The sequence below is a fragment of the Verrucosispora sp. WMMA2044 genome (genome assembly GCF_027497155.1).
GTDB lineage: Bacteria > Actinomycetota > Actinomycetes > Mycobacteriales > Micromonosporaceae > Micromonospora > Micromonospora palythoicola.
This window is the reverse complement of record NZ_CP114913.1, coordinates 1,020,713-1,033,799: the sequence shown is the minus strand read 5'-3', so window position 1 is coordinate 1,033,799 and position 13,087 is coordinate 1,020,713. Positions and strand designations below refer to the sequence as shown.

Below are 13,087 nucleotides of genomic sequence, written 5' to 3'. Positions count from 1 at the left end.
CCGTCGCCAGCGCCCGGGCGGAAATCCCGCCCCAGCTAGCCGCCACGCTCCGCCGTCTCACGGAACTGCGCGCACGGCTGCTCGGTCCGCACCTGCCAGACGCTTCCCACCAGGGCGACCGGGTAGTCGATCTCTCTGACCTGGCGGTCGCTGGTCTCGACCGAGAACCGCATCGGCAACATCTCGCTCTCGAACGCGGTCGCACAGTCGAGGCGCAGCCTGACGTCGAGCAGACCGGTATGGCCGGGACTCAGCGAGCGGAAGGCGCCAACGTCCTGGACCACGGCACCCGGTGCCTGCCCAATCGCCGCACGAACCGTGACCGACGCCTGGCCAGCGTTCGTCACTGCCAGTTGCCCGTCCAGCTGGAGAACGCCCGGAACGTCCGAACCTCCGCCGGCAATGGACACGGGGACGGCCACGAGTGCGACCGAAGCGTTGCGCTCCCGCTCCTCCCGCGAATCCCGCAGCTCGTTCACGCCAAGGCCGCCAAGCACCCCGCCGACGACGAACGCGGCGACGAGCCGGACAGTCGTCTTCCGGCTGGCCAGGAGGCGGTCGGGGACCGGGGCGCCGGCCGGTCGGTCATGCTCATCCAGGTCGATCACTTCACGCCGCGTCGACATGCTGCCAGCCTAGGGCGTACCCCGACAGCGAGGTGCCGTGCGTGCCGCGCGCGGCCGTGGGTACTGACCGGCTATGGCACGCGATCACAGGTCGGTAGACGACGAGCACTCCCGCCCAGAGAGGGTCGACGACACCACCGTCGAAGCGCTCGGCGAGCTGAGCAAGGCCCTGGAAACCATCCATCGCGTACGGGGGCACCTCTACTCAGCCCATCAGTTGGTGGGTGGTGCGGACCTGACGCTTGATCGGGTGATCGAACTGCTGCGGCAGGCGGGACACGACGAGGTGGCCAACCGCGTCGAGCGGGAGTTGCTGGGCCGCAACGTCCTACCGGGCCGCTGGACGTTCCAGATCATGGAGGAGTTCGACGATGGGTACTACGCCACGTTCCAGGAGGTCGAGCGGTACGCGCGGGAGACCTTGGCCGATGGTCGGCGGCACCTCTACGAGGCGGAGATGAAGCAACGTCGGCGTACCCCTGGGATGCCGGGGCATGAGGCTACGCCGCAGGAGTGACCGACAGCTCGTAGGCACCGGTGGCGACGGACGAGTCGACCTGTACGCCGGATTATGAAGTTGATTCGCGCCCTGATCAGGCGTTTCGCTTGCCTGCGACCCGTTCAGGGCGTCGCCAGGGCGTCCGGGCTGCGCGGCCCAGGTCTGGCCACCTTGGCTGTCAGTCGTCGAACTCGAAGCCGCTCGCCTCGGCGTCCGTGATCAGCCGCCGCATGCGTTCGCCATCGGTGGCAACTGCGTTCATCCGCGCCTTCAGCTCTTCCAGCGCCCCTCGATCGGTGCCGTGGGCGCAGAACGTGCCGCCCTCGCAGGCATAGACGAATCGACCTTCGAGCGACTGAGCCTCGGTACTGACGAGAACCTGCGCCGCTCCCTCCCAGAAGTACCCGTTGGGCTCGTGACCGAGTTCTTCGATGAGGTCGTCGACCGGCGTGGTCCCCGCATTCAGTAGCAGCGCATACTCACCGGGGGTTGCCTCGATGATGAACAGCAAGGTCATCGGGGAAGCCTGGCAGCCGTCAGGAGCCGGCGACAAGATCCCGGCGGTCGCTCTCACGATGGCGATCCCGTATCTCTGGACCCAGGCTCGAACAGGCGGTCGATGGCCTGCCGGGTGCGTTCCTCACTGGCCGGCATCAGGTGGGTGTAGACGCGGAGGGTGAAGCCGGGGTCGGCGTGGCCGAGGTAGGAGGCGAGGGCCTTGATGCTCTCCCCCGCGTCGAGCAGCGACGAGGCGTAGAAGTGGCGTAGGGCGTGCATCCCGGTGGCGCGGGTCGGCGTGATGCCGGCCGCCACGACAGCGGGCCGCCAGCTCTTGTTGTCGAAGGTGCGCCGGTTGATCGCACCGCGTCGGGTGGTGGTGAACAGCAGCGGGACCGTGACCCGCTCGTCGGTGGTCGGGTCTTCCCACGGCAGGGTGAGCGGCACCGGGGCGAAGTCGTCGACGTGCTGCTTCAGCACCTGGGCGACGGAGTCGGGCAACGGTATCCGGCGGTCCCGGTCGTTCTTAGGCAGGCCGAAGACGAGCCGGGACCGGACGAGCTTGACCTGACGGCAGACGTGCACCCAGCCCGCGTCAAGGTCGATGTCGTCGACCCCGAGGCCGAGGATCTCCCCCTGCCGCAGACCGCAGCCGGCGCCCAGGTCGACCATGGGGCGGTACCGCTGGGCGAGGCCACTGCGGATTGCCGAAACCTGTTCGTACCGCCACGGCACCACCCGCCGCTGCACCGGTCGCGGAGGCTTGACCGACTTTGCCGAACACGGATTCTTGGCGATCCGCTCGTCATCGACGGCCGCGCCGAGGATGGTCCGCAGGTGGGCGAAGACCACGGCCCGAGTCGCCGGGGCCAGCTTGCCGACCATGTCCGCGTCCCATGCCCGGATGTGGCCCGGCTTGATCTCGGCCAGCTTCTTGGAACCGAAGAACGGCAGCAGATGCCTGCGTACCCGGAATTCCGTGCTCTCCCGGGTCGACTCATCGAACGAGCGCGTGCGTAGCCAGGTTTCCGCGTACTCCGCGAAGGTCATCCGACCGGCGACCGGGTCGACGTACCAGCCGCGCAGCTTGTCCGACTCGGTCGAGACGAGGAACGCCTCAGCCTCACGCTTGGCCCGGTCTGGGAACGACTTTTTGCGTTCCTTGCCGTCCGGGCCGATGTAGCGCACCCGGTAGCGCAGGCCCCTGCCGAACAGCTCCGTCTTGACCCGCTCCCGTTGCCCGCCGGGGTGACGCAGCGTCTTGTACCAACGATCCTCTACGTGTCCCATCAGGCCGCCGCCTGCTCACGTACCCAGGACCGGACCGCTTCCGGCTCGTACCGCAGGTGTCGGCCGACCCGAGCCGCAGGCGGACCGTACTTGACCTTCCGCCAGCGATACAGCGTCTCGGTCGGCACCCGCAGGTACGCCGCCACGTCCCGGATCGTCCAGAGCCCATCGTTCGCCGCCATTACTGCCCCTCCCCCGTCGTGCCATCCGTTCCCGTCGTCGATGCGGTGGCGGGGAGCTGCGCGGCGCGGTCCTTGGCAGCGAGGAGTTCGGAGCGCCAGCGGGCACGTTCGCCGATAGCCCGCAGTAGCCGGTGTGCCACCGGGCCGACGTCGGGATCGTCGGGACGGGCGAGTTCCCAGGCGTACCGGACCGGTTCGACGGTGGCGCCCTGGTCGTCGACGCCCTCCAGGCCGACACTGACGCCGAGCAGCGCCCGCACCCAGGCCCGGACATCGTGCTTGTGGTCGCTCAGGGTCTTGCCGGACCAGTCGCGAGAAATGAGGATGCGCCGGCCGCCGATACCGAGGGTGTCCCGCTGGTGGACCTTGCCCTTGCAGCGGCCCGGCTTGAGCTTCGCGTGCGCCCGCTTCGGTTGGATGCCGTAGAGCAGCCAGTTCGCGCAGCGATCCGTGCACGGAGTGATCTGGAGTTCCTGCCAAAGCCGGTCGAGGTGCTTACGCTGCCGGCCAGTCGTCGCCTTGTGGACGTCGCTGGTGTGCTTGGTGATGTACTTCGTGACGTAGCGGATGGTCCGTTCCGCGTCCTCGGTGCCGGGCATGACGCCGCGTGCGTCGACCTGGGAGCCGAAGCGCACGACGTGCACCGGTTCGGCGTCGGGGTCGTCGTCGATAGCGTCGAGGGCTTCCGTCCAGGTGGTCAGCGGCGCGCGGGTGTCCGGGTCGACCCACGCGGAAGCCTGCTCGTCCCAGACCGGGGGCCGGTCGAGGGTGTACCGCTGCACATCCACCGCCGGCCACCACACCTGGTGATAAGTAGCCGCCGCCACGGTGCGGAGCACGTCACGCGGGATGGTGCCTCGGATGGCGAAGTGGGCGTGGGGGGCGAGTCGGCGTTGCGGCTCGACGCAGCCGGCGTACTGGACGTTCCAGCCCTCGCAGCGGCGCAGATTCTGCCAGAACCGATCGAGCAGCCGAGGGAAGTGCACGGCGTCCCACGCCGCCCGGCGGTAGTCGTACCGGTCGGGGTTGAGCGGGGTGCCGTCGGGGCGGACCGGGCCGTAGGAGTCGAGGGTGAGTGTGAGCCACATCGACGGCCGGTAGGTGGTGCCGTCCGGGGCGGTGTAGGTCTTGCCGACCGTGCGGCGCTCGACCTTGCGCCGAGGTAGGTCGGGGGCATCTTGGCGACGGCGGGTGGAGCGCTTGCGCCGCCGGCCGTTGTCGTCGTCCGCCTGGTCCTCGTCGTCGGTCGAGTGCGGCGGCGCCACCCGTCCCCGGAGCCCTTCGGCCGCGATTGCCTCTTCCACCTCGCGGATCGCCTCGTCGAGGTCGGCGACCTGGTCCCACTGACTGGCCCGGGATGCCTCGTCGCGGGAGAACTCCAGATGCCCGCGCAGCAGGATCAGCGCCTTCTGTTCCTCGGTCGCCGGCTCCGGTGGCGGTAGCGGCTCCTCGTCTCGGTGCCAGCCCTCGCGGATCTGGGCCTGCCGCAGCCGGCGGTTCTTCTTCGCACAGGGCGCGCACTTGTCTTCGCGGGTCGCGCCGCAGGGCAGGTCGATGACCTCGGTCAGGCCGGTGTTCAGGTCGGTACGGCGCATGGCGAGGGGACGGACGCAGACGCCGTACTCAGCCGCGATCTCCTTGAGCACGTCGACCGAGCGGGGTAGTGCCATGCGGGCCGCCCGCGACCCCGGCCGAGGTGGTGCAGCCGGGGTCGGGGCGGGTTCGAGGCCGGGCAGGGTGGGGGCGGTCATCGGATGATCCCCACCACCTGACGCCGGTCGGGCTGGACGGCGCCGCGCGGAGGCAGCACCGAGACTGATGCCGGCGGCATCACCGCCGAAGGTTCGGCCTGCTCGGGTTCGTCGTACCGGTCGGCCTGCGATTGGGCCGGCTCCGGTGCCGGCGCGGTGGCGGGTGCGCTGGACAGGACGACCTTGACCAGGGCGAGGAAGGCCAGCGAGGGGACGGCGGCGACGATCCAGCCCCACACCGACGGCTCCGCCTCCGCCACCTGGGCGGCGAGGGAGAGCAGGGCGAAGGCGACCAGGAGGACGCCGACGAAGCCGACCGGTCGACCGTTGCGGCGGCGGGCGCGGATTTCGAGGCCGAGGTAGATGGCCATGAGTTCGACGGCTACGGCGTTGGCCCAGCCGATCCAGTGTGGTTGGCCGTGGGCGACGGACAGGTCATGGACGTGGGTGAAGGCGGCGGCGCCGGCCATCGTGCCGATGGCGAGCAGGATGAGCAGGCGTACGGCGGATTCGATGCGGTCGCGGCTCACCGGCGGCTCCCGGTGTCGCGGACGGTCAGGGTGATGCGGATGCTCTGGCCGTCGAGGTCGCGGCGGCGGTTGACCATGTGCGCGAGGCCGTGGAGGGCGGCGGCGAGCCGGTCCGGGGTGCCGTCCAGTTCGATGTGCAGGGGCTTGATCCGGTGGGTGCCGAGGAAGAAGCGCTTGAGGGACATCGGTTACCTCCGGGCCGGGGCGACGCGGGTACGGATGTGCTCGGGTGGTTCGCCGAGGGAGGCGACGGCTTCGGACAGGCAGCGCCACAGCGCCCACGCCTCGTCGGGGGTGAGGTGCATGCGACGCCGGCCGCCGCCGACCGCGAGATAGACCGGGTACGGGTCGGGCCGCTCGCGGTCGACGCGGACGGACACGGCGGTGCTGGTCGTGCCGTCGGGGTGCGGGGCGCGGAGCCGGTAGAAGGTCGGGGTGGTCACCGCGGCTCACCCCCGTCGGTGTCGCGCAGGATGTTGAGCAGCGAATCCGGCAGCAGCGGCCCGCGTGGGCGGGGCAGCGGCGGACGGGTGGGTTCGGGGGCGGTTTCCCGGCCGACCTGGGCGAGGATGTCCGCCGCATCAGCCGGCGCGCTGTACTCGGCGGCGAGCTGGCGGATGTCGTCGTCGGTGATGTGGGAGAAGCGGACCCGGGCAGGTTCGGGGGTGCCGTCGAGGATCACGTACCCGACGCCCTTGGCCCAGCGGGGCATCTGATCGGCCAGGGCGCCCCGGTTGCGGGCACCGTCGCCAAGGACGAGGTCGACCTGAGCGGCCTCGGTCAGGCCGAGCGCGATGCGGGTCGGGAACAGGTCCCGGAACGGCAGTACCTCTTTGCGCGGGTCCTGCAACGCGGCCACGACCAGGACGCCGACGCCGGCCCCTTGGGACAGCAGCAGCCCCAACGAGGAGGCGATGCGCTTGCGCAGCTCGACGTCCTGGAGGTAGGCGGTGAGGGCGGCCATCTCGTCGATGACGACCACGACCAGGGGGTCAGCCTCGGTCGGCGTATGCACCCGGACCGTGCCGGCAAGCCGGGTCTGCCGCTCGCGCAGCACGGTGACCGCCTCGTCGAGGAGATCGGCCATGGCCTCGAAGGACTTGCCGGCGAACCGGGCGAACAGCGGTCGACCCATGGCGAACTCCATGCCGCCCTTGGGATCGATCACCCACAGCCGCACCAGCCCCGACGAGATCCCACCCGCCAGGGAGCGAACCAGGGACCACAGCACCGAGCCCTTCCCGGAGCGGGTCGCCCCACCGATCAGGACGTGAGTGGCGAGCAGGTGCAACGACCAGTGCCGCAGGTCTTCCCGCCGCGCCAGGGGTAGCGCGGTGAGGTCTGGGACCGGCGGCACGTCGAACGGCTTGACGACCGTGCGCAGGGCATCGGTACGGACCACGACCAGGTACACCAGCGACGGCCGGTCCCGGTACCGCAGCCGGTCGATGGCGCGAAGTACGAGCGCCCAATAGCCCGTCCGGGTCGGCGGGTCGCCAGGGCGCTCCGAGTAGACGCGGGCGTGGCGGCGACCGAAGGCGTACGCCAGGTTCGCCGTGACCTTCTGGAACTCCTCCGGCGTCTGCCCGCGCACCATGCGAACCGTCAGCACGTCCAGCGCTTGATCGGAGCGCACCCGCAGCAGCTGCGGCATGACCGGTCGATGGTCGTAGGTGCGGGTCAGGCCGCACAGCGTCATGGCCTCCCGCCAGGCCCGCCGGTAGACGAACACCTGACGGAACCAGCCCAGCACCGGCCCCGCGCACCAGGTCCACCACAATGTTTCGTGCTTCCACCGCCACAGCGCCGACACCAGACCAGCCAGGACCAGCGGCACGATTAGCCCGGCCCGGCCGAACTCGACGTACAGCCACACGCCGGCCACGACCAGGCCCACGATCACCGGATGCCGCACACACCAGACCGCCGCCCGGAACAGCCATCGCAGCAGCATGCCGAGCGCGATCAGCCACAGCGGCAGTTCCAGCCGACGCGGGCGGATCACCATCAGATCTCCGGCCGTGGTCATCACGACCTCACCACGCGGCCGGCGCATCATCGAACACCCCGCACGACCGCTACCAGCACCCGCCCAACGACGGGCATACCCTTGGACACGTCACGACCTCTCTCGACAGAGCAGGGGAAGAGACACCAGGGGGCGGGGCTGCCGTCCGCCAAGACCAGACAGCCCCGCCCCCACCAACAGCGGCTACGCCGCCACCTTCTTGCCGCCAACCACCGGAGCCCGCAGCCCGGTCGCCCGCAGCGAATACGCCATCCGACCGTTATTCGCCACGTACGGCGTCACCGTCATCCCGTCGAACTCCACCGCCTCGAACGGCGCACCCGACGGCGGCACCGGCTGGTAGTCAGCCGAGATCTTCACCGTCGTCTCCCGGGACCGCTTGCCCAGCTCAGGGTCAAGGTCCATCACCCGGACCTGCCACACCCGCTGACCGGTCACCTTGTCCTTCGCCGGGGACCGCCGACCCGTCTTCTCGTCGTAGTCCTCGACCTCACCCAGCGACTCGGGCACCAACGCGCACCCCGCCGGGAACACGTCCTCGAACCGCACGGCGAACCTCGTACCGCCACGCAGAGCCATCGCTCACCCTCCAACTTGTTGACTTGTCTGCCAAGTTGCAGGGTCCAAGGTAGACGGCACTTGGCAGACAAGTCAACAACCCGGTTCGCGTGATCCACGGGCATTTGCAGGGCTTTGCCCGCAAGTCAGGCACCAATAACCCTTGAATGCGACGACAAATAAGAGCGCAACAACGTGTAGCGCATTTACCCGAGAACGGTGTAGCATTTGGGGATTTGCATTGTGGCCGCACCTAAGGTACGTTTTTGGCAAGCTGCTCAACAGATGAGCTACCCCCATTTTGGAGAGAAGATCATGCTTTCCTTGAGCGTGTCACTCACAGTCTCGCGAGCCGTTTTCACCTGCACTGCAATGGTTTTGCTCGTTGCGCTTCAGCTGATGTCGGCAACTGGCTAGACCGATCATGGTCTCATCCAGGGCAAACGGGTAGGACTATCGCTCCCTGGGTAAGAGTCCGCCATGACCGAAGGTAAGCAGGCAACGAGCGTTGATAAAGGGCATGCCCGACCGCCTGGACTCGACGATAAGACCGTTGAGGCCTTGGGTGAGCTGAGTAAGGCACTGGAGACGATCTACCGGGTACGCGGACACCTATATTCGGCCCACCAGCTCGTCGGTGGGGCGGATCTAACCCTTGATCGGGTGGTAATGCTGCTGCGGCAGGCAAGGCACAACGAAGTGGCCGACCGGGTCGAGCGCGAGTTGCTTGGCCGCAACGTGCTACCCGGACGTTGGACCTTCCAGATCATGGAGGAGTTCGACGATGGCTACTACGCGGCGTTCCAGGAGGTCGAGCGGTATGCCCGGGAGACTCTGGCCGGAGGTCGGCGGCACATCTACGAGGCGGAGATGAAGGAGCGTCGGCGTACCCACGGGATGCCGGGCCATGAGGCTACGCCGCAGGAGTGACCGGCAGCCCGTTCGGGAGCATCGCGGCCAGGGCTATGGCTCTGGCCTCGATGATCTTCATGCGGCCTTCATACTCGATGGGTTCGCGGTGGGCGGCTTGGCTGGTGACCTGGCCGGGCCACTTGCGGTAGAGCAGGCCGTGCTCACGGGTGAAGTAGCCCTCGCTGACCGCGCTCGCGGCAAGGAGTAGGCCGGTGTCCTCCGAGGCAGGCAGTGCCATCCAGCCGCCGAGGGCCAGCAGCAGATCTCGGCGGATGCAGAGGGTGGCGGGGTGGACCTGGGCGCGGTAGCCGTTGGCTTGCCAGAAGGCGAGGACGGCACCGCGGCCGATGGTTCCACCGGCCGGGTCTTTGTCCCATCCGACGGTCGACCCGTCGGGCATCAGGTCCAGGACCCGTGAAGTCGTCCAGCCGATCTGCGGATGCGCCTCGAAGGCGGCAACGTCCCGGGCGAGCGCGCCGGCCATGAGCTGGTCGTCCGCATCCAGCACCTTGACGTATTGACCGGCGACACGGGAAAGAGCGAGGGTACGGGCAACACCCGGGCCGCCGGGACGACCGCCGCCGATGCTGATGCGAGGGTCGTCCGGCAGCACCTGGGCCAGTGTCCCGGTCTGCCCGTCCTCTTGGACGAGCCACTGCCAGTCCCACCCGTCGGGCATGTCCTGCTTAACCAACGAGTCGTACGCGCCGGCCAGGTACTCGACACTCGGGGCGTGGACCGGGGTGATGACCGAAACGAGGTGCGTCAAGTTTTCCACCGTTGCAGTTTGTGGGAGTAGACCAGTTCCGTCCGGTCCCCCGGCATCACCACGTCGGCCACCTCGACGACCCGGCCGGTGGTGTCGATGGAGGTCTTGCGCACGGTCAGCACGGAGACGCCGGGGTCGATGTCGAGGAGTTCGGCCTCATCGGGCGACGGCGGACGCGCCCGCACCTCCTCGTCGATGCGGTCCAGCTCGACGCCGATCGTGTAGAGCTGGTGCTGGGAGCCACCGGGCCAGGGCTCGTTGCTGGCGTCGAGCAAGTCCGGGTTCGCGGCCACCAGGTCATAGGGCAGGTACGAGTACGACATGGTCAGCGGCGCGTTCTCGTGGCGCGACGAGGTCCAGTAGACCCGGCACAGCAGCGGCGTACCCGGCTCGACGTGCAGGGCCGCCGCCATGTCCGCGTCAGCCTCGACGCGGGTGTACTCGGCGTGGAACTTGAGGTCATCGACGGTCAGGCCGGTGTCGTGCTCGGTCGCGCCGGTCTTGAGCCGCTCGTCCTGGTCGAGCAGGACCCGGTCCTTCTCCCACTGGTACCGCTCCGCGTTACGCCGCCGTACCCGCTGCCGGGGTGCCCGTACGTAGGTGCCGCGCCCCTGCTCCGCGCGGACCAGGCCCCACTCACGGAGCTGGCGGATGGCGTTGCGGACACTCGTGCGTGACAGGCCCGATGTGTCGGCCAACTCCGTCTCGGACGGCATCAGCGTGCCGGGGGCAAGTTCCCCGCTCGTGATCTTGACCCGCAACTCTTCGGCGAGTTGCAGGTAACGAGGGCGCCAGTCCCGGCCATGCACACCGGTCACCGTACCCCCTAGACGTTCCAACGACTGCCAGGTGGTCCCACCCGCCGGCCGCTCCGGCACCGGATCCACCGCCACCGCCGGCCGTCGCGATCGATGCACGGGCATCGGAGTACGGCGGGAGCTGCGGTCAGTGGCGGTCATAGTGTCCCTCCAACGGTTGTCCCTTGGCCATCACTCGCCACCGGGCGTAGGTCAGTTCGTAGATCAGCCGATCGAGCTGCGCCCGCGACAGCAGCACCGATTGCGACGCCCCGTAGCGGGTCGCGTCGACCTTGACGACCGGGTCACGGCGCCGGAATCGGTCCAGGAGCAGTTGCAGACTCACCCAGCCGCCGCCCTCGCTGCCGATCGTGGCCAGCAGCCCCCGGTGCATCGGATCGTTCGGCCCGCAACCTCGGCACCAATCAGGACACGACGCCTCACCGGCAGTGTTGACCGTGTGGATGTTGGTCGGGTCGTCACTGTTGCCCATGCTCGCCCTCCCCTTGGCCGCCGGCTTGGGTCAGGAGCGAGCCGAGTTGGTCGACCAGTTGCCCTGCTTGCGGGAGGGTGAGTTCGGCCCAGCCGGCACCGGCCCGGCACGAGGCATGCACCACGACCGACGGCGGTTCGTCGTCGGAGCCGATCAAATACGACACGACCAGCCCGGCCGACCGGACCTCACCGACCCGAAGCAGCATGCCCCGATGGCGTCGCGCCATGTGCGCCAGCACAGGCGGCACCAAGTGCCCGCATCGATCCGGTGCACACCACGCAGGATGGCTCGCCACGGCAGGACGCCTGTCCGCGTGACTCATCGCGGCCACCGCCCACCGTTGCCCCGAAAGATTTGCCCCCGCGTCAGCAGAGGCGCATGACGCAACGCCGGCAGCTCACGGGTCCGTTCCATGGCCCAGCGCAGCGGACCGGAGTTGCAAGCCGGAGCGGAACCGTCGGAACGGCTACCGGCTGCGGATCGGGACTGGTCCGGCTGTCGGCGGGACCTCCAGAACGAGAACCAGGGACGTCGACGATGAGAGCCAGGCATCGCACCTCCACGTGTAGAAGAGCCGGCGGCCGACCAGGGGGAATCAGCCGGCCGCCGGCCCGACAGAGGGCACGGCGCACCGTCCGACACCGGACGGGTCGGGTATCGCCGAGCCACCTTGTACGCGCGGCCACCGCAACCGGCCCACCAGGACGCCGCGCCTCGCGTACGACCAGGCCGACGCGCTATCAACCCTGATGCAGAACGTCATCCCAGCCGCACACTCGGAAACGTACCTACAAGTGGACGACTTGTCTACACGCCAAAACGGCGCTTTCGGTTGACACTTGATAAGACAAGTGCCAGGTACGGTGACCACGTGCCCACCCCGCACTATGGACAGCCCCGCTACCGGGTCATCGCCGATGACCTGCGCGAGCGAATCGACGACGGAGTCATCCAGTCCGGCACTCTGCTGCCACCGGAAAGCGTCCTTGCTGCGGAGTTCCATGCAGCCCGAGGCACCATCCGCAAGGCAATCGACGTACTACGGAGAGACGGCTATGCGACCACAGAACACGGCAGGGGAACGTACGCGACCAAGCGCAACCTCGACCACGCGGGCCAGCAGGAAACGAGGCAGCGGGAGGTATCTGCTGACGTCCGTCTTGCAGCCCTATTCGGGGTTGAGGTCGGTGCGAAGCTGATCGAGCGGGAAACCGTCATCCGGCGAGATAACCGAGTCGAAGTGGTTCTCAATTCTTATAGGCTATGCCCGAGATCCCGATCATAGCATCACATTTCCAACATCAAGGCAGAAAATTAAAATCGGTACGCCGAGCCGCAGGTCGGCTACAGCGCGAGTTCGTGAGAGGGCGCACTGTGGTTACATCAATTTTCGTCCAAGACGCCACGCTGGGAAGAATCAACGGCGTCATTGATGCTATAGAAGCTGGCGCATCAGCCGCAGGCGTTGACCGAATGGACGTTGCGGTAGCCTATGCGAGCGCGGCCGGGGTAGACATTCTAAAAAATACGCTGAACAGCATAGCCAGTTGGCGGAGTTGGCGGAAGCGCTTCTTGGTAAGTATCGATTTCGGCACGACTGAGCCGTCTGCGCTGGACAGGCTCCGACGCTTGCCGAATTCGGAGGTGAGGATTCCTCGCGGCAGAGAGGTTCTGGGCCGTGCTGCGCTAGCACCCAGGGTGCCTTTCCATAGCAAGGTGTGGATCTTTTATAAATCACGGGCCAAGACACCAATATCAGTGGTTGCAGGCTCGGGCAACCTAACGGTGAGCGGCCTTGCCACTGGAAGCGAAGTCGCCGCAGCGCATACATGGACTACTAGCCCAAGAAATACGCCACGATCCGATGGCGGCAAAGAATTGATGGACTGGTTTGAGCAAGTATGGAACGGGGCAGATCCACTTGACGCAATTCTCCCGTCCTACCGAATTCGCGCAGGCAAGTCGGTAATGAGAGGGCTGCCACCCGAGGATTCCTCGCCTTCCGCACACGCGTATGCCCAAGCCTCCGCACTGGAAGGCGCTGTGCCACCAGATCTTACGGCGAGACTCGCGAGCGCCGAAGCCCTCTACGTGTACGTAGACAGGGCAATTCGAAATCGAGGACAGGGCAAGCCGGGGAGCCAGATAGA

At 67.8% G+C, this 13,087-nt stretch carries 17 protein-coding genes; 3 read left to right on the top strand and 14 right to left on the bottom strand.

Going from position 1 to position 13,087, the window contains the following annotated elements; translation table 11 throughout:
• Positions 1–35: 35 nt before the first annotated feature.
• Complete coding sequence (locus O3597_RS04780; protein WP_281603350.1) at positions 36–626, bottom strand: hypothetical protein; 591 nt, start codon at positions 624–626, stop codon at positions 36–38.
• Positions 627–699: 73 nt separating this feature from the next.
• On the opposite strand from O3597_RS04780, the gene O3597_RS04775 reads away from it, so the two are divergent.
• Positions 700–1,143 (top strand): hypothetical protein, encoded by a 444-nt coding sequence (locus O3597_RS04775; protein WP_164449300.1) that lies wholly within the window; start codon positions 700–702, stop codon positions 1,141–1,143.
• 160 nt (positions 1,144–1,303) lie between these two features.
• Here the strand turns inward: O3597_RS04775 and O3597_RS04770 are convergent, their stop codons facing one another.
• The 9 genes from O3597_RS04770 to O3597_RS04730 all read right to left on the bottom strand — a co-directional run bounded on the left by O3597_RS04770 (position 1,304) and on the right by O3597_RS04730 (position 7,984).
• Complete coding sequence (locus O3597_RS04770; RefSeq protein ID WP_281603349.1) at positions 1,304–1,642, bottom strand: Imm51 family immunity protein; 339 nt, start codon at positions 1,640–1,642, stop codon at positions 1,304–1,306.
• Between the two features lie 53 nt (positions 1,643–1,695).
• The gene (locus O3597_RS04765; RefSeq protein WP_281603348.1) at positions 1,696–2,913 is read right to left on the bottom strand and encodes a tyrosine-type recombinase/integrase; all 1,218 of its coding nucleotides are present in this window, start codon (positions 2,911–2,913) and stop codon (positions 1,696–1,698) included.
• Positions 2,913–3,095, bottom strand: a complete 183-nt coding sequence (locus tag O3597_RS04760) for a helix-turn-helix domain-containing protein (RefSeq protein WP_203220703.1) — start codon at positions 3,093–3,095, stop codon at positions 2,913–2,915. The genes O3597_RS04765 and O3597_RS04760 overlap by 1 nt, the downstream gene beginning before the upstream one ends.
• Positions 3,095–4,846 (bottom strand): replication initiator, encoded by a 1,752-nt coding sequence (locus O3597_RS04755; protein WP_281603347.1) that lies wholly within the window; start codon positions 4,844–4,846, stop codon positions 3,095–3,097. Before O3597_RS04755 ends, O3597_RS04760 begins: the two co-directional genes overlap by 1 nt.
• A complete protein-coding gene (locus tag O3597_RS04750; RefSeq protein WP_281603346.1) occupies positions 4,843–5,376 on the bottom strand; it encodes a DUF2637 domain-containing protein in 534 nt (177 codons plus the stop codon). Before O3597_RS04750 ends, O3597_RS04755 begins: the two co-directional genes overlap by 4 nt.
• Positions 5,373–5,561, bottom strand: a complete 189-nt coding sequence (locus O3597_RS04745; protein WP_269737606.1) for a hypothetical protein — start codon at positions 5,559–5,561, stop codon at positions 5,373–5,375. Before O3597_RS04745 ends, O3597_RS04750 begins: the two co-directional genes overlap by 4 nt.
• 3 nt (positions 5,562–5,564) lie before the next feature.
• Complete coding sequence (locus O3597_RS04740) at positions 5,565–5,819, bottom strand: hypothetical protein (RefSeq protein ID WP_281603345.1); 255 nt, start codon at positions 5,817–5,819, stop codon at positions 5,565–5,567.
• On the bottom strand, positions 5,816–7,405 hold the full coding sequence (locus O3597_RS04735; RefSeq protein ID WP_281603344.1) for an FtsK/SpoIIIE domain-containing protein: 1,590 nt from the start codon (positions 7,403–7,405) through the stop codon (positions 5,816–5,818). Before O3597_RS04735 ends, O3597_RS04740 begins: the two co-directional genes overlap by 4 nt.
• A gap of 183 nt (positions 7,406–7,588) precedes the next feature.
• On the bottom strand, positions 7,589–7,984 hold the full coding sequence (locus O3597_RS04730; RefSeq protein WP_269737608.1) for a transcriptional regulator: 396 nt from the start codon (positions 7,982–7,984) through the stop codon (positions 7,589–7,591).
• A 459-nt stretch (positions 7,985–8,443) separates the two neighbouring features.
• Between O3597_RS04730 and O3597_RS04725 the strand changes: the two genes are divergently transcribed.
• Positions 8,444–8,893: a hypothetical protein gene (locus O3597_RS04725; protein ID WP_281603343.1), complete on the top strand. Its 450-nt coding sequence runs from the start codon at positions 8,444–8,446 to the stop codon at positions 8,891–8,893.
• Here the strand turns inward: O3597_RS04725 and O3597_RS04720 are convergent.
• The 4 genes from O3597_RS04720 to O3597_RS04705 form a co-directional block, all read right to left on the bottom strand.
• Positions 8,877–9,653 carry a glycosyltransferase gene (locus O3597_RS04720; RefSeq protein WP_281603342.1) on the bottom strand — a complete coding sequence of 259 codons (777 nt, stop codon included), beginning with the start codon at positions 9,651–9,653 and terminating at the stop codon, positions 8,877–8,879. The two genes, O3597_RS04725 and O3597_RS04720, sit on opposite strands and share 17 nt — an antisense overlap.
• Positions 9,641–10,462: a GntR family transcriptional regulator gene (locus O3597_RS04715; protein ID WP_281603341.1), complete on the bottom strand. Its 822-nt coding sequence runs from the start codon at positions 10,460–10,462 to the stop codon at positions 9,641–9,643. Before O3597_RS04715 ends, O3597_RS04720 begins: the two co-directional genes overlap by 13 nt.
• A gap of 127 nt (positions 10,463–10,589) precedes the next feature.
• Positions 10,590–10,934 (bottom strand): hypothetical protein, encoded by a 345-nt coding sequence (locus tag O3597_RS04710; protein WP_281603340.1) that lies wholly within the window; start codon positions 10,932–10,934, stop codon positions 10,590–10,592.
• The gene (locus tag O3597_RS04705) at positions 10,921–11,163 is read right to left on the bottom strand and encodes a hypothetical protein (protein WP_281603339.1); all 243 of its coding nucleotides are present in this window, start codon (positions 11,161–11,163) and stop codon (positions 10,921–10,923) included. Before O3597_RS04705 ends, O3597_RS04710 begins: the two co-directional genes overlap by 14 nt.
• 645 nt (positions 11,164–11,808) lie before the next feature.
• Between O3597_RS04705 and O3597_RS04700 the strand changes: the two genes are divergently transcribed.
• Positions 11,809–12,222: a GntR family transcriptional regulator gene (locus O3597_RS04700; RefSeq protein WP_281603338.1), complete on the top strand. Its 414-nt coding sequence runs from the start codon at positions 11,809–11,811 to the stop codon at positions 12,220–12,222.
• Positions 12,223–13,087 lie beyond the last annotated feature (865 nt).